This window comes from Rhizobium sp. USDA 3886, from assembly GCF_056279785.1.
This window is the reverse complement of record NZ_JBWCDC010000001.1, coordinates 3,263,166-3,286,069: the sequence shown is the minus strand read 5'-3', so window position 1 is coordinate 3,286,069 and position 22,904 is coordinate 3,263,166. Positions and strand designations below refer to the sequence as shown.

At 58.8% G+C, this 22,904-nt stretch carries 18 protein-coding genes, 1 pseudogene and 2 riboswitches; of the genes and pseudogenes, 8 read left to right on the top strand and 11 right to left on the bottom strand.

Annotated elements, in window-relative coordinates:
- Positions 1-15 precede the first annotated feature (15 nt).
- Positions 16-1,038 carry an aldose epimerase family protein gene (locus tag ACZ9BX_RS16640; RefSeq protein WP_476218977.1) on the bottom strand — a complete coding sequence of 341 codons (1,023 nt, stop codon included), beginning with the start codon at positions 1,036-1,038 and terminating at the stop codon, positions 16-18.
- A 120-nt stretch (positions 1,039-1,158) separates the two neighbouring features.
- Positions 1,159-2,082, bottom strand: a complete 924-nt coding sequence (gene metA, locus ACZ9BX_RS16635; protein WP_476218976.1) for a homoserine O-acetyltransferase MetA — start codon at positions 2,080-2,082, stop codon at positions 1,159-1,161.
- Between the two features lie 60 nt (positions 2,083-2,142).
- Positions 2,143-2,220, bottom strand: a riboswitch (SAM riboswitch).
- Positions 2,221-2,372: 152 nt separating this feature from the next.
- Between metA and ACZ9BX_RS16630 the strand changes: the two genes are divergently transcribed.
- Positions 2,373-4,208 (top strand): ABC transporter ATP-binding protein/permease, encoded by a 1,836-nt coding sequence (locus tag ACZ9BX_RS16630; RefSeq protein ID WP_476218974.1) that lies wholly within the window; start codon positions 2,373-2,375, stop codon positions 4,206-4,208.
- A 48-nt stretch (positions 4,209-4,256) separates the two neighbouring features.
- Here ACZ9BX_RS16630 and ACZ9BX_RS16625 read toward each other — a convergent pair.
- From ACZ9BX_RS16625 to ACZ9BX_RS16615, 3 genes and pseudogenes are all read right to left on the bottom strand, one after another.
- A pseudogene (locus tag ACZ9BX_RS16625) lies at positions 4,257-6,084 on the bottom strand (ABC-F family ATP-binding cassette domain-containing protein).
- Between the two features lie 2 nt (positions 6,085-6,086).
- A complete protein-coding gene (locus ACZ9BX_RS16620) occupies positions 6,087-6,743 on the bottom strand; it encodes a thiamine diphosphokinase (protein WP_245505754.1) in 657 nt (218 codons plus the stop codon).
- Positions 6,744-6,764: 21 nt separating this feature from the next.
- The gene (locus ACZ9BX_RS16615; protein WP_476218973.1) at positions 6,765-7,310 is read right to left on the bottom strand and encodes a MarR family winged helix-turn-helix transcriptional regulator; all 546 of its coding nucleotides are present in this window, start codon (positions 7,308-7,310) and stop codon (positions 6,765-6,767) included.
- Between the two features lie 117 nt (positions 7,311-7,427).
- Here ACZ9BX_RS16615 and ACZ9BX_RS16610 point away from each other — a divergent pair, with 117 nt between their 5' ends.
- The 5 genes from ACZ9BX_RS16610 to ACZ9BX_RS16590 all read left to right on the top strand — a co-directional run bounded on the left by ACZ9BX_RS16610 (position 7,428) and on the right by ACZ9BX_RS16590 (position 14,344).
- Positions 7,428-8,966: an MDR family MFS transporter gene (locus ACZ9BX_RS16610; protein ID WP_476218972.1), complete on the top strand. Its 1,539-nt coding sequence runs from the start codon at positions 7,428-7,430 to the stop codon at positions 8,964-8,966.
- 55 nt (positions 8,967-9,021) lie between these two features.
- Positions 9,022-9,133, top strand: a riboswitch (TPP riboswitch).
- Positions 9,134-9,181: 48 nt separating this feature from the next.
- Positions 9,182-10,204: a thiamine ABC transporter substrate binding subunit gene (gene thiB / locus ACZ9BX_RS16605; protein ID WP_476218971.1), complete on the top strand. Its 1,023-nt coding sequence runs from the start codon at positions 9,182-9,184 to the stop codon at positions 10,202-10,204.
- Complete coding sequence (thiP, locus tag ACZ9BX_RS16600) at positions 10,204-11,841, top strand: thiamine/thiamine pyrophosphate ABC transporter permease ThiP (RefSeq protein ID WP_476220050.1); 1,638 nt, start codon at positions 10,204-10,206, stop codon at positions 11,839-11,841. The genes thiB and thiP overlap by 1 nt, the downstream gene beginning before the upstream one ends.
- Positions 11,828-12,547 carry a thiamine ABC transporter ATP-binding protein gene (locus ACZ9BX_RS16595; RefSeq protein ID WP_476218970.1) on the top strand — a complete coding sequence of 240 codons (720 nt, stop codon included), beginning with the start codon at positions 11,828-11,830 and terminating at the stop codon, positions 12,545-12,547. The genes thiP and ACZ9BX_RS16595 overlap by 14 nt, the downstream gene beginning before the upstream one ends.
- A 252-nt stretch (positions 12,548-12,799) precedes the next feature.
- The gene (locus ACZ9BX_RS16590; RefSeq protein WP_476218968.1) at positions 12,800-14,344 is read left to right on the top strand and encodes a M48 family metalloprotease; all 1,545 of its coding nucleotides are present in this window, start codon (positions 12,800-12,802) and stop codon (positions 14,342-14,344) included.
- A 52-nt stretch (positions 14,345-14,396) separates the two neighbouring features.
- Here ACZ9BX_RS16590 and ACZ9BX_RS16585 read toward each other — a convergent pair whose 3' ends face one another.
- From ACZ9BX_RS16585 to ACZ9BX_RS16565, 5 genes are all read right to left on the bottom strand, one after another.
- A complete protein-coding gene (locus ACZ9BX_RS16585) occupies positions 14,397-15,260 on the bottom strand; it encodes an RNA polymerase factor sigma-32 (RefSeq protein ID WP_027512081.1) in 864 nt (287 codons plus the stop codon).
- A gap of 384 nt (positions 15,261-15,644) precedes the next feature.
- On the bottom strand, positions 15,645-16,217 hold the full coding sequence (locus ACZ9BX_RS16580; protein ID WP_132562248.1) for a CarD family transcriptional regulator: 573 nt from the start codon (positions 16,215-16,217) through the stop codon (positions 15,645-15,647).
- A 398-nt stretch (positions 16,218-16,615) separates the two neighbouring features.
- Positions 16,616-16,954: a ferredoxin FdxA gene (fdxA, locus tag ACZ9BX_RS16575; RefSeq protein ID WP_132562246.1), complete on the bottom strand. Its 339-nt coding sequence runs from the start codon at positions 16,952-16,954 to the stop codon at positions 16,616-16,618.
- Between the two features lie 194 nt (positions 16,955-17,148).
- On the bottom strand, positions 17,149-17,553 hold the full coding sequence (locus ACZ9BX_RS16570; RefSeq protein ID WP_087001829.1) for an RNA-binding S4 domain-containing protein: 405 nt from the start codon (positions 17,551-17,553) through the stop codon (positions 17,149-17,151).
- Between the two features lie 3 nt (positions 17,554-17,556).
- Entirely contained in the window at positions 17,557-20,622 is a 3,066-nt protein-coding gene (locus tag ACZ9BX_RS16565; protein WP_476218966.1) for a helicase-related protein, read from the bottom strand.
- A gap of 772 nt (positions 20,623-21,394) precedes the next feature.
- Here ACZ9BX_RS16565 and ACZ9BX_RS16560 point away from each other — a divergent pair.
- Together ACZ9BX_RS16560 and ACZ9BX_RS16555 are read left to right on the top strand one after the other, a co-directional pair.
- A complete protein-coding gene (locus ACZ9BX_RS16560) occupies positions 21,395-21,550 on the top strand; it encodes a DUF3309 family protein (protein ID WP_022717477.1) in 156 nt (51 codons plus the stop codon).
- Between the two features lie 28 nt (positions 21,551-21,578).
- On the top strand, positions 21,579-21,845 hold the full coding sequence (locus ACZ9BX_RS16555) for a YMGG-like glycine zipper-containing protein (protein ID WP_476218965.1): 267 nt from the start codon (positions 21,579-21,581) through the stop codon (positions 21,843-21,845).
- Between the two features lie 325 nt (positions 21,846-22,170).
- Here ACZ9BX_RS16555 and phbB read toward each other — a convergent pair whose 3' ends face one another.
- The gene (gene phbB / locus ACZ9BX_RS16550; RefSeq protein ID WP_476218963.1) at positions 22,171-22,896 is read right to left on the bottom strand and encodes an acetoacetyl-CoA reductase; all 726 of its coding nucleotides are present in this window, start codon (positions 22,894-22,896) and stop codon (positions 22,171-22,173) included.
- Between the last annotated feature and the right edge of the window lie 8 nt (positions 22,897-22,904).

Below are 22,904 nucleotides of genomic sequence, written 5' to 3'. Positions count from 1 at the left end.
TAATCCCCGCAGAGATCAGCTCTTCGTGAAGATGTAGTCCGTCTCCTGCCGCAGCACGTCGCCTGGGTGCAGCACCGCATTCGGAAAGCCTTCGTGATTGATCGCATCCGGCCAGACCTGCGTTTCAAGGCAGAAACCGGCAAAGGGCCCGTATTTCCGGCCGCCGATGCCCGGTACCGCAACGTCGAGCTTGAAGCCGGCATAGAACTGCACGCCCGGTTCGGTAGTCCGAACCTCCAGCGAGACACCGGAATTGACGCTGCGTGCCAGAACGACGGAGCGCTTTGCCGTGCGTTCCGTCGAAAGGCAGAAATTATGATCGTAAAGCGCCTGCTCTCCACCTTCGAGCCGCTTCATCGGCGCCATTTCGCGGAAATCGAACACCGTGCCTTCGACCGGACGGACCTCGCCGGTCGGAATCTGCTTGTCATTGGTCGGTAGATAATGATCGGCAGCGATCATGATGTCGTGGCCGAGCGCATCCTCGCGGCCGTCGAGGTTGAAATAGGCATGCTGGCAGACATTGGCGAGCGTCGGCTGGTCGGTGGTCGTTTCATAGAGAACCGAGAACTCGCCATTGCCATGGACCCGGTAAGTCGCCTGGACCGTGCAATTGCCCGGATAGCCGGCACGGCCGTCCGGATCGACGATCTTCAGCACGACGCGATCGACCTCATGCTCGACGATCGTCCAGTTGCGCTTGGCGATATTGTCGCTTCCGCCATGCAGATGCGAAACGCCCTTTTCGTTGAGTTCGAGCTGATAGGCCTTGCCATCGAGCATGAACTTGCCATCGCCGATGCGGTTGGCGCAGCGGCCGGGCGTCGCGCCGAAATAGGAGGAATGGGCCGGATAGCTGGCAAAGTCGTCGAAGCCGAGCAGGAGAGGGGCATCATGCCCATCGAGCCGGAGATCCTGTATGACCGCACCCCACGTCATGATCTTGGCGGTGAGACCGCCGCCCTTGATCTCGACGCGATAGACGGTTTCGCCGTCTTTCGCCGTTCCGAAAATTTCCCGTTCCAGCTTTTCTGACATGGTCCGCCATTCCCAATCTGTGTTGATTTCAGGTCGCGAACCTGCCCCCATTTGCCAAGGACCGCAACCACCAAGCACAAAAAGAAACGCTGCAGCCGCAAGGTCAGCGGCGGCTGCAGCTCAGATTTTTGTGCCGATTTCGTCGAGATTATAAGGCGTCGTCTGGTAAATCTCGTTGATCCAGTTGCCGAAGAGCAGATGCGCGTGGCTGCGCCAGCGGTTCTGGGGTGCGAGCGACGGATCGTTATGCGGGAAATAATTGTGCGGCATCTTGATCGGCACCCCGGCATTCACGTCGCGGAAATATTCGTCCGAAAGCGACGTGGAGTCGTATTCCACATGGTTGAACATGTAGAGCCGCTTGCCTTTTTCCTCGTGCGCGAGACACACGCCCATCTCATCGGATTCCATGAGGATTTCGAGGTTTGCGGATTTTTCGATATCGGCGCGCCGGACCTCGGTCCAGCGTGAAACCGGCACCTCGAAATTATCGGAAAAGCCGTTGAGGTAGACAGATGAGGGCTTGAGGTTCTTGTGACGATAGACGCCGAAGGCCTTTTCCTTGAGCTCGTATTTCGGAACCTTGTGGAAATGGTAGATCGCCGCCATTGCGCCCCAGCAAACATTCATGCTCGAATGAACGTTCGTCTCGGTCCAATCGAAGATCTGCTCCATTTCTTTCCAATAGGTCACGTCCTCGTAAGGCAGAGCCTCGATCGGCGCGCCGGTGATAATGAAGCCGTCGAACTTGCGATGCTTTACCTCTTCCCAGGTCTGGTAGAAGGCAAGCAAATGATCTTCGGACGTGTTCCTGGCCCTATGGTTTCCAATGCGGACCAGCGAGAGCTCCACCTGCAGCGGCGAAGCGCCCACGAGGCGAGCCATTTGCAACTCCGTCTTGATCTTGTTCGGCATGAGATTGAGAAGCCCGATCTGCAAAGGGCGGATATCCTGACGGATCGCCGCCGTTTCGGTCATCACTCGCACGCCCTCATGAACGAGAGTTTCGAAAGCGGGCAGGGTATCGGGGATCTTGATAGGCATTGCGGTCACTCGATCAAACAAAGGTACCGGCAAACAAAAACCGGCGGCGAAAGAATCGCTACCGGTCCGCACGCGGCCCTTTAGCGATTTATTTAACGTGGCTGCAAGCCGGCCGGCCAAATCACCACGGAGCACACTAAATAGCGCTGGAGCCCACGCGAATCAATCGCGATTCTCGAAGTGGCGCGTTGAACCAAGGTAACTCACGCGTTAATGACTGGTAGAATCTGTTGATAGACAGGGCGCGTCACCATGTTAATCAAAGATCATGATCCGCATGGAAGAGCATAATGGCAGACGACGTCAAAGTCAGACCGAGCATTCAAGGACAGGATAGGGTAGGTTACGATCTGAGCCTCGGATATCGCCTGAAGCTGATGTTTGCGGCATTCTGGAATTCGAAGGTTCGCAGCAAGATCGTACTTCTCGCGCTGATTCTAGTTGCTGTGATTCTGGCGACCGCTTATGGCCAGGTTATCTTGAATCGCTGGAATGCGCCGTTCTACGATTCCCTGCAACGCCGGGACGTCACCGAATTCTTCCATCAGCTTCAGGTTTTCGCGCTGATTGCCAGTTCACTGCTGCTCCTGAACGTCGGCCAGGCGTGGCTCAATCAGATGACCGCGCTTTACATGCGCGAAGGGCTAACCCGCGATCTCGTGGATCAATGGCTGAAACGCAAGCGTGCGCTGCGCCTCGCTTCAACCGGGCTGATCGGCGTCAATCCGGACCAGCGATTGCATGAAGACGCCCGCAATCTTGCGGAAAGCACGACCGGCCTCACGCTCGGCCTCCTCCAGTCGACGATCCTGCTTGTCAGCTTCATCGGCGTTCTCTGGGAGCTTTCGAGCGGCTTCGTCTTCCATTTCCGCACCTATGCCTTTGCCATCCCAGGATATATGGTCTGGGCCGCGATCTTTTATGCGGCGTCCGCCTCGATTCTCAGCCAGATCGTCGGCCGGAAACTGGTGAGGCTGAACGCCGACCGCTTTTCCAAGGAGGCGGAGCTTCGCTTTTCACTGATGCATGCCAACGAGAATATGCCGGCGATTACCGTTGCCCGCGGCGAGGAAAACGAACGTCAGCGGATCAATGGAGACATCACCTCGGTACTCGCCATCCTGAAGCGCCTGACGATGGCGACCACCAACCTCACCTGGGTTTCGGCCGGCTACGGCTGGCTGGTCATCGTCATTCCGATCATCGTTGCCGCTCCCGCCTATTTTTCGGGAAGCCTGACATTCGGTGAACTGATGATGTCCGTCGGCGCCTTTAACCAGGTGAACACCGCACTGCGCTGGTATGTCGCCAATTTTGGTCCGATTGCCGAATGGCGTGCCACGCTGATGCGCGTGACTGATTTCCGCCACGCCTTGCAGGGCATGGACGAGCCGCTCAATCCGAAGAATGCGATCGCCTACGAGGATAACGCGGATACGCTGACCCTCAGGAATGTCACGATCGCAGCCAAGCTCGGCGAGGAGATCGACCAGTGCGGCGGCTTTGCCGTTCGCGAGACGGATGTCACGATCAGGGCCGGCGAGAAGGTCATGATCAATGGCGATCACAATGTGAATCGCAAACTGCTGTTCCAGGCGCTCGCCGGCCTCTGGCCCTGCGGCCACGGCAAGATAGGGCTGCCGCCTGCCAACGACATTCTCTTCTTTCCGCAGGTAGCCTATGTACCGGGCGGCACGCTACGCGAAGCACTGTCCTTCCCGGAACCGGCGACCACCTACAATAAGGAAGATGTCGAAACAGCACTTGAAAAAACCGGCCTTGGTCACCTCGTCACACGTCTCGATACACGAGCCCGCTGGGACAAGGTGCTGGATTCCGACGAGCAGAAGGCGATCGGCTTTGCCCGCCTGCTGCTCGTTCGCCCGCGCTGGATCATTTTCGATGAAGTGCTGGAAGGGCTTGAGCTGGAATGGCAATCAACGCTGATGGCAGTACTAACGATGCTGTCCGGGTCCACCATGATCTATATCGGAAGATCCGACGCTTACCTCGAAGCTTTCAATCCGCGCACCTTGCATTTGCACCCGCTGGCGGAAAAAATCGAGCAACCGACTGTTCCGAAGACCGGGACTGGCACAGCACATGCACCGGCTCCTGCCCTTTGAATAGTTGGTTCACATCTGCCACATGAAACGGGAGGACGCACTTTCGTGTCAGCCTTCCAGCGCTTCGCGCAGCATTTCGAGCTCCAGCCATTCCTCTTCCATTGTCGTCAAGCTGTCGCGTAGCTTTTCCATCTCCGCCGCAAGCCGATTGAAGGTAGCGGAATCCTTGCTGAAGAGATTGGGGTCTGCCATCTTTTCTTCGCGCTTTGCGATTTCAGCTTCTGCTTTGGCTATCTCCTTCGGCAGGTTGTCGAGGGCGAATTTCTGCTTGTAGGAGAGCTTGACCTTGCCCTTCGAGGTGTCTGCTGCAGGCGTCGTGGGCTCCGCTCTCGGCTTTTCCGCCGGCCTTTTCGGCCCTCCTTCGCTCCTCCATTGCGCCCTTGCGCTGGGCAAGCATGTCGGAATAGCCGCCGGCATACTCGATCCAGCGCCCATCGGGCGCATCGGGAACGGTGGGTGCAATGGTCGATGTCACCGTGCGGTCGAGAAAATCGCGGTCGTGGCTGACGAGGATGACGGTGCCGGGGAACCCCGCCACGATTTCCTGCAGCAGGTCCAGCGTCTCGAGATCGAGATCGTTGGTTGGTTCATCGAGGATCAAAAGGTTGATCGGCCGAGAGAGGATGCGCGCCAGCATCAGCCGCGCGCGCTCGCCGCCCGACAAGTTCTTGATCGGCGTGCGCGCCTGTTCCGGCTGAAAGAGGAATTCCTTCATGTAACCGGTCACATGCCGCTGCTCGCCGTTCACCAGCAGGCTCTCGCCGCGCCCGTCTGTCAGGTAGTTCGCGAGCGTATTCTCTGGATCGATATCGTCGCGCTTCTGGTCGAGTGTTGCAATTTCGAGGTTGGTGCCGAGCTTCACCGTGCCGCTATCCGGCGCGAGCTGTCCCGTCAGCATCTTCAGAAGCGTCGTCTTTCCCGCGCCGTTTGGCCCGACCAGGCCGATGCAATCGCCGCGATGGACGCGGATCGAAAACGGCGCCACGATCAAACGGTGGCCGAAGGTCTTGGTAATCTTCTCTGCTTCGATCACGAGCTTGCCGGATTCCTGCGCGTCGGACACGGCAGCCTGCACAGTTCCCTGAGGCCCCTTGTGGCCCCGATACTGGGAGCGCATCGTTTGCAGTTCGCCGAGGCGGCGCATATTGCGCTTGCGCCGCGCCGTCACGCCGTAACGCAGCCAATGCTCCTCGCGCTCGATCGCCTTACCAAGTTTGTGTTGTTCCAGCTCTTCCGCCTCAAGCACTTGATCGCGCCACGCTTCGAAATGCGCAAAGCCACGGTCGAGCCGCCGCGACGTGCCGCGGTCGAGCCAGACGGTCGCGGTCGAGACCTTTTCGAGGAAACGACGGTCGTGGGAAATTAGGACCAGCGCGCTCCGGCTTTTCTGAAGTTCACCTTCCAGCCATTCGATGGTCGGAAGGTCGAGATGGTTCGTCGGCTCATCAAGTAGGAGAATATCCGGTTCGGGCGCCAGCACGCGGGCGAGCGCGGCCCGTCGCGCTTCGCCGCCAGAGAGGTTGTTCGGGTCCTCTTCGCCGGTGAGGCCGAGATGCGAGAGAAGGTAGGCCACGCGATAAGGATCATCGCCCGGTCCGAGACCGGCTTCCGCGTAAGCTTGCACGGTCTTGAACCCCGCAAAATCCGGAGCCTGCTCCAGATAGCGCACCGTCGAGGACGGATGGCGGAAAACCTCGCCCGATTGCGCTTCAACGATCCCGGCCGCGATCTTCAGAAGGGTCGATTTGCCCGAACCGTTGCGGCCGACCAGACAGATCTTGTCGCCGGACTCGACCTGCAGGTTCGCGCCGGCCAAGAGAGGCGTGCCGCCGAAGTTCAGGAAGATATCATCGAGTTTCAGAATGGGAGGGGCCAAAATCAGACTCCGGAAAGATCATAGGGACGGGCAAGGATGATCGCCCGGCCGCTGCCGAGCGTGAAGCGAACCTTGCCTTCCGCAACGTTGGAAATGGTGCGCGAGGAGCCGAAGGGCAAATGAAAATCGGCGAGCGGGTAGCGTGCATTCTCGATGAAAAGACCATGCAGCTCGCTGAAGCCGGACACCGAAAACAAACTGTTCTTCGGCAAGTCGAGCGCGATCGAACCGGCGAGAAGCGGCACGGCCTCCTCCGTTCCGGAGGTGAGCAGAATGTCAAAACCCTGTTCGGCGAGGCTGACGGCATAGAGCAGGTGCTGCAGCGCATGGTCCGAGCGCTCGCCACTGAGCGCGCCGGCAAGGACCAGGCGCCGTGCACCGCGGGCAATTGCCTCTGCCACGGCGATTTCGCCGTCCGTTGCGGCCTTGGCGGCGGGGTAGGGCTGTTTCGGGACATCCGGAAACGTGCCTTCCAGATCCGGCGGCGTCGAATCAAAATCCCCGACCCAAAGCTCCGGAACCACGCCGAGTGCTGCCGCATGCCGCATGCCGCCGTCGGCCGCGATGAAGCGGCTGCCCGAGATTGCAGAACGCAGACGTTCGGTCGGGCTGAGTTCGCCGCCGAGCAGGATCGTGAAGATGGATTGGCTCATGGGCATGCCCATAGCGCAAAGCGGGGGTCAAGGGAAAGGGGCAGGTCGGCCGGGCATATCCTTGTCGCGCGACAGGAAGACCTTTTCGTAGCCGCCGATGAAACGCTCGAAGAGCGCGGCAAAGGTATCCACATCCTCTTTCGGCCAATCGGCCACGATCTCAGAAACGATCGACAGCTTCTGCGCCTTGATTTCCGAAAGAAGCCGCTGTCCAAGCGGAGTCATCACGACGATGATGCGCCGTGCGTCCGCCTGCGATGCCTCGCGGCGAAGCACGTTGCGTCCGACCATATCCGCGACCACGCGGCTTGCGCGAGATGGGTCGATGCGCAGCATCTCGGCGATCGCGCCAACTGTGACTTCGCCGGCCGGCTGGGCCCTGCGGATCGCATCCAAAACATCGAGATGGGAGAGTTCGAGACCCGGCGCCACACTCTGGATCGCCAGCCGCCCAATCAGCCGGCGGCCGGTCATCAGGCGCATGCGGGTCATGCTCCGGCCAATGCGGGGAACGCCGTCCACATCAAGAGAAGTGGCGTCGGATTCATCAAGTTGGGACGCGGTTTCGCTCATATATGAATCATAACAGAGCGTTTGCCAAATGAGAACATGCTTGTGTCATTCGCATGCCATTGACATTTATATGCCATAGGCACATAAACAACCCGTAAAAGTCGGAACAATTTTTTCATGGATATGCAAACAGTGCCCACGCCGCTCGTGACGGATCACCGGCGGCGGCTCATACTCTTCTTTTTCCTGATGACGGCCATGTTCATGGCGACGCTCGATAATCAGATCGTCTCGACGGCACTTCCAACGATCGTCGGCGAGTTCGGCCATTTGGAACGCTTCGGATGGATCGGCTCGGCCTATTTGCTGTCGCTCAGCGCCGTCATGCCGGTCTACGGCAAGCTCGGCGATCTGTTTGGCCGCAAATATGTGATGATGACGTCAGTCGCCATATTCACCATCGGCTCGGCCGTATGCGGTTTGGCCGTATCGATGAATACGCTGATTGCTGCTCGCATTCTGCAGGGACTTGGCGGTGGTGGCATTATGGTTTCAATCTTTGCCGTCAATGCCGATCTCTTCGAACCGCGCGAAAGAGCCCGCTACCAGAGTTACTCCAGCCTCGTCCTGATGGCGTCGAGCGCCGTTGGTCCAGTTCTTGGCGGCATGATGAGCGACCTCTTCGGCTGGCGTTCGATCTTTCTCATCAATGTGCCAATCGGCTTTGCGGTGCTCGCGGGCCTTGCCTTCATGCTACCCTACCGCAAGCCGCATCGCCGCCCGAAGATCGACTACGCCGGCGCAGCACTTTTGGCGATGACAACGACGAGCATTGTGTTGACGGCCGATGGCAGCCAACTTTTCGGCTCTCTCGTTTCGCCTTTAAGTCTGAGCATCATCGGCTTCGGCGCCATCTGCGCGATCGCCTGGGTTTTTGTGGAGCGTCGTGCGCCCGAGCCGATCCTGCCGCTGCCGCTCTTTCGCAATTCGACCTTCAGCCTCTTGCTGGTGATCTCCGTCATGAGTGGTGGAATCGCGATCGGCATGGTGAATTATTTTGCGCTGTTTCTGCAGACGACCACGGGCCTTTCGCCATCGCGGGCGGGCTTGCTCTTCATTCTTCTCACGGGCGGGCTGGTTTGCGGTTCGCTTTCCGCCGGGCGGATCATCTCGAAGACAGGACGCTACAAACCCTTCGCAGTTGCAAGCTTCTCGTGCAGTGCGGTCGCCTTCGCCACGCTCTCGCAAGTTCATGCGGGTACGCCGATCGCCTTCATCGGGGCGCTCATGATGATACATGGGATCGGCATCGGTCTCGCTCAGCAGGTGCCGGTGATCGGCGTGCAGAATGCAGCTCCTGCGGGTGATGTCGGCGCCGCGACCGGCTCTGTGACCCTTTCGCGAATGGGCGGCGCCTCGATCGCCATTTCGATCTATGGCGCGATTATCGGCTCGCAGCTTGCAAAAATCGGCCACTCCATTCCGCTTGTTGCCGATGTCGAGCAACTGACGCCGAAGATGATGGCTGCCCTTCCCGAAGCAAGCCGCCTGGCTGTCGCCGATGCTTATGCCGCAGCCTTCATGCCGCTCTTCATGACCTCCTGCGCCATTGCCCTGATAGGGCTTGCAGCGGCACTCATGCTGAGGCCGGTTCAGCTCCCTCGAACGCGTGAAGAGATAAGCCCGGCAACAGCGGCCGCCGAAGCTGCCGAATAGGCGCAGAAGCTCCGCTTCGCCCTTGTCACAGCGACTTCATGACGATACATCTGCCGACGCTCTAACGGGGTGCCGCGTGTCCAAAGACATCCGGCTGAGAGGCTTCGAGCCAACCCGCGGAACCTGATCCGGTTAACACCGGCGGAGGGATTAGACGCGTGACATTCGGCAACGCCCTTTTCCCGTTCAAACGAAACTCAAGGAGGAGGCGTGCCATGTCCGGCCGCACATCGATCATCTCTTCGCTGACCGCAGCATTTTTCGCCGCGACGCTTGGCTTGTCTGCCGCGCACGCCGCGGAAAAGACGCTCACCATCTATACTTATGAAAGCTTCACGTCCGAATGGGGACCTGGACCTAAGGTCAAGGAGGCTTTTGAGAAGACATGCGGCTGCACGGTCAATTTCGTCAGCGTTGCCGATGGCGTCGCACTGCTTTCGCGCTTGAAGCTCGAGGGGGTCTCCACCAAAGCTGACGTCGTCCTCGGCATCGACACGAGCCTCATCACCGAAGCCAAGGAAACCGGCCTGTTCGACGCAAGCGGCGTCAATGCCGGCGCTCTGAAGGTGCCGGGCGGCTTCGTGGACGATGTCTTCGTTCCCTACGACTACGGCCACTTTGCGATCATCTACGACACACAGACGATCAAGAACCCGCCGCAGAGCATGGAGGATCTGGTCGAGGGCGATCCCGCGCAGAAGATCGTCATCGAGGATCCGCGAACCTCGACGCCCGGTCTTGGCCTGCTGCTCTGGATCAAATCCATTTACGGCGACAAGGCGCCGGAAGCTTGGGCTAAACTCAAGAACCGCATCCTGACGGTCACGCCCGGCTGGTCCGAAGCCTATGGCCTGTTCACCAAGGGTGAGGCACCGATGGTGCTCTCTTACACCACGTCCCCAGCCTACCATATGGTCGTCGAAAAAACCGATCGCTATCAGGCCGCAGCTTTCTCTGAAGGCCATTTTATCCAGATCGAAGTCGCAGGTCTTCTGAAGAATGCGCCGACCAAGGATCTCGCTCGCGATTTCCTGAAATTCATGGTGACACCCGCCTTCCAGGATACCATCCCGACGAACAATTGGATGATGCCCGTTTCCGCAACCTCTGAGCCGCTCCCGGACGCCTTTAACAAGCTCGTCAATCCGGCCAAGACCTTCTCGATGAGCCCTGACGACGTCGCCAGGAACCGCAAGGCCTGGATCGACGAGTGGCTCGCAGCGATGAGCGTGAACTGATGCTGCAGACCGCGGCTGAACGGCAGCGTGCATTGACCGGCGGGGTGATCAGCCTCGCCGCAGTCACGTTGTTTGTCGGCCTGGCAGCATTCTCGTTGCTTATTGCCGGCGGGGGATCGGCCATCGCCGGCATTCTTTTCGATCCTTATCTTCTGCGTGTGCTGCGCTTCACGCTGCTGCAAGCGCTGCTTTCAACCGCACTTTCCATCGCCTTAGCAATTCCGGTTGCACGCGCGCTCGCTCGCCAGCCGCATTTTATAGGCCGCATCTGGATCATCCGTCTGATGGCGATTCCAATGGGGCTGCCGGTGCTGATCGGAGCACTCGGCCTGATTGGCATATGGGGCAGGCAGGGGTTGTTGAACTCTCTGCTGGTGAAGGTCGGGCTCGACGAACCAATAAGCATCTATGGGCTCACGGGCATCCTTCTCGCGCATATCTTCTTCAACCTGCCGCTTGCCTGCCGGCTGATCCTCGCGGGTCTCGAACGCGTGCCCGCCGAATACTGGCTGATGGCAAGCGGTCTCGGCATGCGGCCCCACTCGGTTTTCCGCTTCATTGAATGGCCGGCGATCCGCCCGCTCATTCCCGGGATCGGTGGATTGATCTTCATGCTCTGCGCCACCAGCTTCACGCTGGTGCTGACCCTCGGCGGTGGCCCGGCGGCGACCACGATCGAAGTTGCGATCTACCAGTCGCTTCGCTTCGATTTCGATCCCGGCCGCGCAATCGCCTTGTCGCTCCTGCAGATCGCGCTCACGGCGGCGATCCTGGGCGCGATGACATTCTTTCCACCGGCCGGAGATGAAGGCTTGACCACAGGCAGGGACATCAAGCGGCTGGATGGCAAAGGCCCAGGTGCCAGATTGGCCGACAGGCTGTTGTTGCTGATCGCCGTGCTTTTCCTCGGCTTGCCGCTTCTATCCGTTATCGCGGCAGGATTGCATGCCGATCTCATAAAGCTGCTGCAGGAGCCGATCTTCTGGCAGTCGGCCGGAACGAGCTTCGCAATCTCGCTTACCGCGGCTCTGCTCTCGGTCGCCCTTTCGATGGCCATGATACGTGCCCGGCATGCAATTGTATCGAAACGGCGGCGAGGCATTACCGACCGATCCTTTTTTGCGGCCATGGGCAGCGCTTCGTCGATGGTCCTGCTCGTGCCGCCGATCGTGCTTGCGACCGGATGGTTCATGGCACTGCGGCCTTTCGGCGATGCGACGCGCTTTGCAGCCTTGCTCGTCGTTCTCATCAATATGCTGATGGCGCTTCCCTTTGTCATGCGCGTACTGGAGCCGGCCTATGTTGTGCATCAGCGCCGGACGCAGAAACTGTCCGCAAGCCTGGGTATTGCGGGCGCGGCCCGATTGAGATTCATAGACTGGCCGGGCTTGAAGAAGCCGCTGCTCACTGCCTTGTCATTCGCCATGGCGCTCTCACTTGGCGATCTCGGCGCCGTCGCGCTCTTTGGCTCCGAGGGTTTTGTCACATTGCCCTGGCTCGTTTATAGCCGCATGGGCAGCTACAGGACGAACGACGCCGACGGCCTTGCGCTTATCCTCGGCGTTGTTTGTCTACTGCTGACGATCGCTGGAACCGCAGGCCAGCCAAGGCGGGAGAATGGCAATGACGGCCGCTGATCAAGCCGGGATCGAAATGGAGGACGTGCGCTTGAAGCTCGGCACGCACGCTTTCCATTTCGATTGCCGTCTGCCGGCCGGCCGGATCGTCGCCGTGAGCGGCCCTTCCGGCGCCGGAAAGTCAACCTTTCTCAATCTGCTCGCCGGCTTTGAACGACCTGACGTCGGCCGCATTCGGATGCACGGCGCCGATGTGACGGCGGCCTATCCGGCGGAGCGTCCAGTCTCGGTCGTCTTCCAGGACAACAATCTCTTTGCCCATCTCGATATCTTCACCAATGTCGGTCTGGGGATCGATTCGACATTGAACCTCACTGCCGAGGACCGGCGAAACATTTCCGAGGCGTTCGAGAAGGTCGGCCTCGCCAATTTCGAACGGCGTATGCCCGCAACGCTTTCTGGCGGGGAGCGGCAGCGAGCAGCGTTTGCGCGGGCGCTCGTGCGAAAGCGCGCCGTTCTGCTCCTGGATGAACCTTTTGCAGCGCTTGATCCGGGCTTGCGCGCAGACATGGCCGAGCTGCTGCTCGGCTTGCATATGGAGACCGGCAACACGGTGATCATCGTTTCGCATGATCCCGACGAGGTGCGTCGCATCGCCGACTACGGTGTCTTTATCGATAAAGGGGCGATCGTTCTTGCCGCGCCACTCGCCGATTATCTCACGCGGGAGGACATGCCTGCGCTACGGCAATTTCTGCGCCGCTGACGAATCTCACGCTTGCACTGGCACTTTCGCCACAATTTCATCCGAGCGAGAGGACACCCTAACGATGCCACGCTTGCTAAAATACAACGGCGCTACAATTAAGCAGAGTCTCGCTATGCAACCGATGCGGAAATCAGTTACAGCAATGGCTTGTGTCTTCCCGTTGTGCAGTGCGAGAACCGGGATGGACGACTGTTGAACCCCGTTGGAAGCGGCCGGATCAGACATGCGGCAAACCGGCCGAAAAGCAAGATGACTCGGAGAGCCAGACTGGACAGCATGACGACGTGGAAACGCCCCGCGCCCTCCAGTAACGTGCTTTCTGTGCCATACCGGTGGAGCCGCCGCGCATTACTGGTGTCTGCGGCCGCAGTCGCGCTTAATGGCTGCCAGTCGATCATCGAACAATCGTATCAGCCGACCGTCTCTCCCTCTGCCAATCCGCAGATCGTCGATGAAGTACAAAAGAACGATCCGCGTGCCGCCATGGGTGCGCGCGAACATCCGCGTATCGTTGCGAGCTACGGCGGCGAATACAAGGATGCCAAGACCGAACGCCTCGTTGCCCGCATTGCCGGCGCGCTGACGGCGGTTTCGGAAAATCCGAGCCAGTCCTATCGCATCACGATTTTGAATTCACCGGCGATCAATGCTTTTGCACTGCCGGGCGGCTATCTCTATGTAACCCGCGGCCTGCTGGCACTCGCCAACGATGCTTCGGAAGTCGCAGCCGTGCTGTCGCATGAAATGGGCCACGTGACGGCCAATCACGGCATCGAGCGGCAGAAGCGCGAAGAGGCTGAGGTCATTGCAAGCCGCGTAGTTGCCGAGGTGCTGTCGAGCGACATCGCTGGTAAGCAAGCTCTCGCGCGAGGCAAGCTGCGTCTCGCGGCTTTCTCCCGCCAGCAGGAACTGCAGGCCGACGTGATTGGTGTGCGCATGCTTGGCGAAGCGGGTTATGACCCTTATGCCGCCACGCGCTTCCTCGATTCCATGGCGGCCTACAGCCGCTTCATGTCTGCCGATCCTGACGCCGACCAAAGCCTGGACTTCCTTTCGAGCCACCCGAACTCGGTGCAGCGTATCGAGCTTTCGCGCGATCACGCCCGCGCCTTCGGCCAGGAAGGGACGGTCGGTGACAAGGGAAGGGGCTACTATCTCGATGGCATCGACGGTCTTCTCTACGGCGACAGTCCGGAGGAAGGCTATGTTCGCGGCCAGACCTTCCTACATGGCGGTCTCGGCATTCGGTTCGACGTGCCGCCGGATTTCAGCATCGACAATAAAGTCGAAGCCGTCATGGCAACCGGTCCGGGAGACGTGGCTATCCGCTTTGACGGGGTTGCCGACAACGACAACCAGAGCCTGACGAATTACATTTCGAGCGGCTGGGTCACCGGTCTCGATCCTTCGACGATCCGGCCGATCACCGTTAACGGCATGGAAGCGGCAACGGCCCGTGCCACAGCGGATCGATGGGATTTCGATGTTACGGTGGTGCGCAATAATTCGCAGATCTTCCGCTTCCTGACGGCCGTTCCAAAGGGCAGTGCCGTCTTGCAGCAGACGGCAGACGTGTTGCGCGCCAGCTTCCGCCGCATGACGCCGCAGGAGGCGGCAACGCTGAAACCCCTGAGAATCCGCGTCGTCACCGTTCGTCCCGGCGAAAATGTTGCAACGCTGGCGGCCCGAATGCTGGGCACGGATCGTAAACTCGACCTCTTCAAACTGATCAATGCCCTGCGGGCCGGCGGCACGGTCTCGCCCGGCGACCGCGTGAAGATCATTTCCGAATAAAAAAGAACCCGGCTTTCACCGGGTGAGTTTGTGCTGCTGGGAGTAAAGGCTCTTAGGCGTGAGCCGCCATATGCGGATCCGCATTGACAAGTGCGCTGCGCAATTTTTCCATGGCGCGGCTTTCGATCTGGCGAACGCGTTCCTTCGAAATTCCGAGATCGGCGCCGAGTTCCTCGAGCGTCGCGCCTTCTTCGGCAAGGCGGCGCGCTGCGATGATCTTCATTTCGCGCTCATTGAGATGTTTCAGCGCCGATGTCAGCCAGATACGGCGGCGTTCACCGTCAATCATGTTGGAAACCTGCTCGTCCGGCAGCGGATCGTCGCTGACAAGAAAATCCATCTTCTCTGCGCTGTCAGCATCGCCGGAGACCGAAGGTGCCTGCAGCGAGGCGTCATTGCCGGAAAGACGCGCATCCATCGTCTGAACGTCGGCAAGGCTGACACCCAAGGCAGCCGCGATCTCCTGATGGATGGATTGAAGGGTGAGATGCGAGTCGCCTCTGGCGAGCTTGGCGCGGAGGCGGCGCAGATTGAAGAAAAGGGCCTTCTGCGCGGAACTCGTGCCGCCGCGAACAATCGACCAGTTGCGCAGGATGTAGTCCTGGATCGACGCGCGGATCCACCAGCTTGCATAGGTGGAGAAGCGCACCTCACGCTCCGGCTCAAAGCGGGCAGCCGCCTCAAGAAGGCCGACATAACCTTCCTGTACAAGATCGCTCATTGGCAGACCGAAATTCCGGAACTTGCCCGCCATGGAAATAACGAGGCGCATGTGAGCCATCGCGATCTGGTTTCGGGCGCCGCGATCCTCATTGTCCTTCCAGCGAATAGCGAGGTTATGTTCTTCTTCCCGAGCAAGATAGGGGGCCGCCATGGCGATTTTGATCATACGCCGGTCTGCAGACATGTTCTTCATATCGGTCTCCTAAAAATCAGGCCTCGTGCCCCTGAAAGAAACAAACAAGATCCGTTTCCGGCGCATCGCTGTCCGAACCAATCCAGCGTCTGAATTGCATAAAGGCCCCGCTCCTGGATTTTTCAGGAGGGGGCCCTATCTCTTCGTCATGTGCCGTTAAGGCAGTAAGGCTGGACCTGTTTCTTCAAGTTGCCGGCAGGGCAAATTGTGGAAGGCATGATCCGCTCCTCATCGAACGTTGACAGGAATGCGAACGTTCGAGGGGACGAATATTTCCCGATGCAGTCCGCACTTACGGTATTTAAACGCGGGTGGCCGGGAAAAGTTCCACAAAAAAAACCCGGCACGCAGGCCGGGCTTTTTCCTAGGGAAAACAATGCTGTATTAAGCGGCTTCGTCCTGCGACTCGTCCTCTTCGGTTGCCTTGCCGCGCTTCGGACCCTTGTTGAGGTTCGTCTCGACGAGGCGGACGGCTTCAGTTTCCGACATCTTGTTCACCGCAGCAATTTCACGCGCCATCCGATCGAGTGCGGCTTCGTAGAGCTGGCGTTCGGAATAGGATTGCTCCGGTTGGTTTTCAGCGCGATAGAGATCGCGAACGACTTCGGCGATGGAAATCAGGTCGCCGGAATTGATCTTGGCATCATATTCCTGCGCACGGCGGGACCACATGGTACGCTTGACGCGCGCCTTGCCCTGCACAACCTTCAGAGCGCGCTCGACGAAATCGGTTTCAGACAGCTTGCGCATGCCGATGTTCATTGCCTTGGCAACCGGAACCTTCAGGCGCATCTTGTCCTTCTCGAAATCGATAACGAAAAGTTCGAGCTTCATGCCGGCGACTTCTTGCTCTTCGATAGCGGTGATGTTACCGACGCCGTGAGCGGGGTATACGATCGATTCACCGGTCTTGAAGCCGTGGCGTGCTGCTGAAGGTTTTTTCTGCTGGATCGTCATACTAGTCAAAAACTCCCTGTTACGCGTCCGGCGGCGGCCGGAGCCGGGTCAGTCAGGCCCGGATGAGACGGATCAGCTCCGTCGGGTGACTTCACTCTGGTCTCACCAGACAGAAGTAAAAGAAATCCTTGCGCGCGACCAACGATCGAACGGCTCAAGGTGTTGATATCTCACGGGGAACCGCGTACGGATTTCTCTTGCTTTCGTGATGGCTTCGGCACGCTTCGTGCCTCAAATGGATCAGTTTCCGAAAACTATCATAAAAATATGAGGAAATCAATAATTTGCTTAATGTGAGTCATGCGGGCAACACATGGCACCTATATGAACAGAGCATCATATAAACGTTTACGCCCGGCTCCGATCCCGATTTCACGACCATGCTGGGCAAAAAGCCATCAATCGCCGGAGCCGGGCTTTTCGGAGAAGTACCTCTCGAATTTGCCGGCCTCACCGTCCATTTCCTTGGCCTCCGCCATCGGTTCTTTCTTGATCGTGATGTTGGGCCAGATGCTGGCATATTCCGCATTAATCTTGAGCCACTTGTCGAGCCCCGGTTCGGTGTCCGGCTTGATGGCCTCGGCGGGACATTCGGGTTCGCAGACACCGCAGTCGATGCACTCATCCGGGTGAATGACGAGAAAATTTTCGCCTTCATAGAAACAATCGACGGGGCAGACTTCCACACAATCGGTATATTTGCAGCGAATGCAATTGTCGGTCACGACATAGGTCATGAAGAACTCCAGGATTTTCACGAAAGCGGGGCCGGGCAACCTGGAACGTCGCGCCTTTCCCCTGGCCGGAGGACAGCGTGGACAGGCTTGGGAGGCAAGCACACTGTCCGGCAAGTTGACTGTGACGTATCGGCTTTGTGGCCGGATTTCAAGAATAAACGATCTGCCAAGCAGGCTCTGGCTGATAGAGTTTTCTAATCCTCGTCGGGCAATAGCCGATCGGTTGCACGCCGCTCCTTTTTCGTCGGCCGGCCGCTGCCGGCCGCACGGATGGCTTGCTCATAGGACGTGAGACGTTTTGTCTCACCCTGCGGCGGCGTCAGATCTTCGTAAAGCAGTTTTGCTTCCTCGAAAGGCCCGCGCCTCTCGCCTGGTGCCTTCACGATCAGAACCACATCCCGGCGCTCGAGTGCCAACTCGACACGGTCGCCTGCCTTTACGATCTGGCTGGGTTGCTGTACGCGCTCGCCGTTGATACGAACGCGGCCTGATTGGATGTGGCTTTGCGCCAGAGAGCGTGATTTCACCATGCGCGTGAAGAACAGCCACTTGTCGATGCGCTGCCGCGAACCGCTCCCTGGCTGTGTCTCCCCGCTCATTGGCTACTTCTTCATCTGCTCCTTCAAGGCAGCGAGCTTTGCGAAAGGAGAATCCGGATCGATCGGCTTTTCCTTGCGCGGCGGCTTTGCCTCGAAGCGCAGCGGCTGTGGGCCGTTGCGATTGTTGTTGCGATCCTTGCGGTCGCCGCGATCCTGACGATCACCCCGCTTCTCGTTGCGATCGCCACGGCCCTGGTGCGGCTTGCTGCCGTCGCGGTCCCGTTCCTGGCGTTTGCCGTCACGGCCTTCGCCACGATTGCCTTCTGCGCCTTCGCCCCCGCCGTGACGGCGGGTGCCATGCTGCTGACGGTCACCGCTGCGGCGTTCGCCTTGACCGCGTCCTTGGCGATGGTTGTCGTTGCGCCCGCCAAGACGCCACAGAAGGACAGGTTTCTGTTCGACAGGCTCCACGGCTTCCGCAGGTTCAGCCGCGGATGAGTCGGCAGTCGCGGCCTCGACAGCAGGCTTGTCTTCTGTAGCCGGCCCATCGGAAGCAGCTTCTTCCGATGTGCTGTCGGCATCGTCATGATCTGCCTTCTCGGCGGCCTCTTCCGCAGGGATCTCCGCTGCCGGGGCGGCAGAAGTGTCTTGAGCAGCAAGATGAGCTGCCGCCTCCTCGGCCGTCACGGCATCGGCGCGATAACCGAGGCCCTTGAGAATCTCTTCCATATCCTCCAGCGTCGCGCCGAGAATCGAAAGCATCGCGGTGGTCGTCGTGAAGCGGCGGCCATCATAAGCTCCTTCCGGCCGATTCACCTGACCCGGCCTCCACTGCAGCAATGGACGGATGATATCCGCAAGCCGCTCGAGAATATCGATGCGAACGGCACGTTTGCCGAGAAAACGGAAGCCGGCAAGCTTATAGAACATGCGCTCGAAGCCCGGGTCGGTCACGACGGACGTGCGGCCGGCAGCCAGCACCGGAATGAGGTCGCCATAGCCCGGTTTTTCGAGGCCGTCATTTTTCAAGGCCCAGAGCAGCGTGATAAGTTCAGCCGGAGCCGGCTTCAAAAGCGCGGGCACGAAAATGTGGTAGGCGCCGAAGCGAACACCATAACGGCGCATGGAAGCACGCGCGTCCTGATCCAGCGACTTCACCTCTTCCGTCACGTCGCGGCGAAAGAGTACGCCGAGATTTTCGACGAGCTGGAAGGCAAGGCCCTTGGCCAAGCCTTGCAGGTCTTCGGCACGCGAAAGATCATCGAGCGGCTTCAGGATCGTGCTGATGTGGTGATTGACGAAGCGCTCGACGCGGGCTGCAACGTGATCGCGCGCATTGCCCGTCAGTTGTTCGTCGGCAAGCAGGATGACGCGAGGACGCATGATGTGCTCGCTGCCCGCAAGGCGCGCAACCGGATCGCCGAGCCAGCGGATAAGGCCGTCGGCGCTGATCGCTAGATCGCTGTTGCCTGCAGCATGGAGGCGCGCGGCGCGCGCCTCGAATTCCAGGGCAAGCGCCTTTTGCGATGCGGTCTGGATCGCCTTGCCGTCCGGTCCGTCCGCACCCGAAAGGGGAGTGAACCGGAATCCGGACAATTGCCCCACATGATGTCCTTCAACAAAGACATCGCCATTCACACTGATTTCTGCTTCCAGCATCGCATTCTCTCTCAGGCGCTTCATGAGCACAGATGTCCTGCGATCAACAAAGCGTTTCGTCAACCTTTCATGTAACGCATCGGACAATCGATCCTCGATTTCCCGCGTCTTTTCCTGCCAGTGTGTCGGATCGGCAAGCCAATCGGGTCGATTCGACACATAAGTCCACGTTCTTATCTGCGCGATTCGCGCCGAAAGCGTGTCAATTTCGCCATCCGTCCGATCAGCTCGATGCACCTGCTCTGCGAGAAACTGCTCGTTCACCGTGCCATGGCGCACAAGATCGGAAAAGAGCGTCGAGATCAGGTCGGCATGCTGTGCCGGCGCGATACGCCGGTAGTCAGGCAGTGCGCAAATTTCCCAAAGCTTCTCCACGCGCTGCGGATTTGTAGCCAGATCAATAATTTCCCGATAGCGCGCCAGATGTTCGAGCGCTTGCTGGTCAACGGCCGGCAGGGCTCGCGTTAAACCTTGGGCGGTCGGAGGAGTTTCGAGGCTCGCCCGCAATGATTGTATTGAGGAGAAATCAAGCTCCTTCGTCCGCCACTGCAAAACTTTGACACTATCGAATTCGTGGGCTTCGATCCGCTCCGCCAATTCCTCGTCGAACGGATGCACCTGGCCCGTCACTCCGAATGTGCCGTCACGGACATGACGGCCAGCACGTCCCGCGACCTGAGCGAGTTCGGCAGGATTGAGATTACGGAACTGATACCCGTCGAACTTGCGGTCCTGCGCGAAAGCTACGTGATCAACATCGAGATTGAGGCCCATGCCGATCGCATCGGTTGCGACGAGATATTCGACATCGCCGGCCTGGTAGAGCGCGACTTGAGAATTTCGGGTGCGGGGGCTGAGAGCGCCGAGAACGACCGCGGCACCCCCGCGCTGACGGCGGATCAGCTCTGCAATGGCGTAGACCTCATCTGCCGAAAAGGCGACGATAACCGACCGTTGCGGAAGACGGGTGATCTTCTTTTGGCCCGAGTAGAAAAGTTGCGAAAGCCGCGGCCTTTCGACGACCGTGATGCCAGGCAGGAGTTGCTGGAGGATCGGCCGCATCGTGTCGGCCCCCAGAAGCAGCGTTTCGTCGCGGCCGCGCAGATGCAGAATACGGTCGGTGAAGACGTGGCCGCGCTCGAGGTCGCCTGCAAGCTGAACCTCGTCGATCGCGACAAATGCGGCCTTTGTTTCGCGCGGCATGGCTTCGACCGTGCAAACGGAAAAGCGCGCATTCGCCGGTGAGATCTTCTCCTCGCCGGTCACAAGCGCAACGTTCTGCACTCCCACCTTTTCGACAACGCGCGTATAGACCTCACGTGCCAGCAGACGCAGTGGCAGGCCGATTACGCCGGTGCCGTGCGCTACCATGCGCTCGATGGCGTAATGGGTCTTGCCTGTATTGGTCGGCCCGAGCACCGCGGTCACGCCGCGCCCGCTCAATATCATCGGCTGCGATGTCAGTGTCATTGTCCGTGCAAGTGAGGCGGGGAGCCTTGAGGTCAAGTGCGCTCCGTTCCCGAAGCAGACAACACATGGACAGCCATCCGGCCAAACGCAAGAGCCGGGCTTCAAAATGAGCTGCAAACTCGATTCAAAAAATGTCGCTAAATGGTTGTTTTAAGATTCGGAACAGCGTGAGAACGAATCAGCGACGAATCGGTGACTCGCGGTGATTCAGCTTTTGTTCACGGCTAAGTATTGGTTTTGAATCGATTTTTCCTACTAGATGCTGAATCGGCATCGGACGCGGCAAGAGCTGGAGCGCCACTCGGTTAACATTTCTTACCGAACAGAGAATATCGCCCAGAAACGGTTGGAAAACTGCCGGGAAAGAATGCTTCCGTCGAATTCGGAACGACTCGGCGGCGAATCGCGGAGGCAACTCTGATGCCTGTTTCGGAAGCCGGACTCATATTTGATTAACGCCTACGCCCGGCTCTATTAACACTTCGACCAAAGACGGAACGAATCGCCGACGAATCAGCGACATCGGGATTTTCCCGGTTCGTTCACCGCAACATGTTGTACATGAATACAATTTTAACCATAGATCGATTGCGAGATTCTGGCCGCGCGGCACTTCTGATCGACGCCCATTAAGAATTTTTTGGTCTCTTGATCGCCCGGTTCAAGCAGAAACCAGCGCCCTTCGCACAGTGCGGAGTTTAGCCGGGAACAAAAATCGCGGATGCGTGTTTATTGTCCAATCGGACTCACGATGAGTTGAAGGAACCGGAACATGCTCGGAACGATACTTCTCATTATCCTTATTTTGCTTTTGATTGGTGCCCTACCGAATTGGGGATATAGCCGTGGTTGGGGCTATGGACCTTCCGGCGGTTTAGGGCTAGTCCTCATCATCATTATTATTCTTGTCCTAATGGGCCGGATATAGCGGCTTGGTAAAATAGGGAGTGAAGTTCATGATGAAAAAAATTGCAATTGTTGCCGCCTTCGTAGGCACGCTTGCCTCCTGCACGCCGACGGAAAAGGGAACGGCAATTGGCGCCGGTACCGGCGCAATCATTGGCGGCGCTGTCTCCGACAGCTGGGGTGGCGCTGCAATCGGCGCCGTTGCTGGCGGTCTCGCTGGCGCCCTGATCGGCCAGTCGGTAGAGCGCCGCGGCTACTGCGTCTATCGCGATCGCTACGGCCGCCGCTACGAAGCACGCTGCCCACGCCGTTACTAAACATCGCCGTTTTTGTATGAAAAACGGGCGCTTCGGCGTCCGTTTTTGTTTATGCGCATCGTCAACGGTATGTTGACGATCGGTCCCGAAATCCAACTCTACTGCGTTGCGGAAAACGGGCTCATATTCCCCTCATGAACACGGCAACAGTATGCCGGGTATGAAAGGAATGCCTTATGACCCCGATTGTCTTAAATTCCGCTGTCGCTATCCTTGTTGCGGCAGCATTTCTCACGACAGCTATCGCCGCGCTTCGCGGTGCAGACAGACGGTTGCAAAGAGTGCCCGTCAAGGCAAAGACCAAGCATCCGCGTGGCAAGTAAGCTTAGACGACGAATTGCCCACCGTTTGCCGAAAGTGTCGAGCCCGTGATAAAGCCGGCATCGTCGGAGACGAGGAAGGCAACGCAGCGCGCGACCTCCTCCGGCTCACCAAGGCGTCCGACCGGAATCTGGGGAATGATCTTCTCGTTGAGCACTTTCTCGGGAACGGCGAGAACCATTTCCGTGGCGATATAACCGGGGCAGACAGCGTTCACGGTGATGTTCTTCGCAGCCCCTTCCTGGGCGAGGGCCTTCGTAAAGCCGAGATCCCCCGCCTTGGCAGCCGAGTAATTCACCTGCCCCATCTGGCCCTTCTGGCCGTTGATGGAAGAGATGTTGACGATGCGTCCGAAGCTCCGATCGCGCATTCCGCCCCAGACATGGTGCGTCATGTTGAAGAGGCCCGTGAGGTTCGTATTGATCACCTCATGCCACTGCTGCGCCGTCATCTTGTGAAACATTGCGTCGCGGGTGATACCGGCATTGTTGACCAGCACCTCGACACCGCCAAGTTCCGCTTCCACCTTCGCGACACCCTCGCCGCAAGCGACATAATCGGACACGTCCCACTTGAAGACCGGAATGCCGGTCACGTCATGAAAGGCCCTCGCCTTCTCGTCGTTGCCGGCGTAGTTGGCGGCGACCTTATAACCCGCATTCCTGAGCGCCATCGAAATCGCTGCACCGATACCGCGCGTGCCACCGGTGACCAAAGCCACTCTGCTCATGTTTCGCT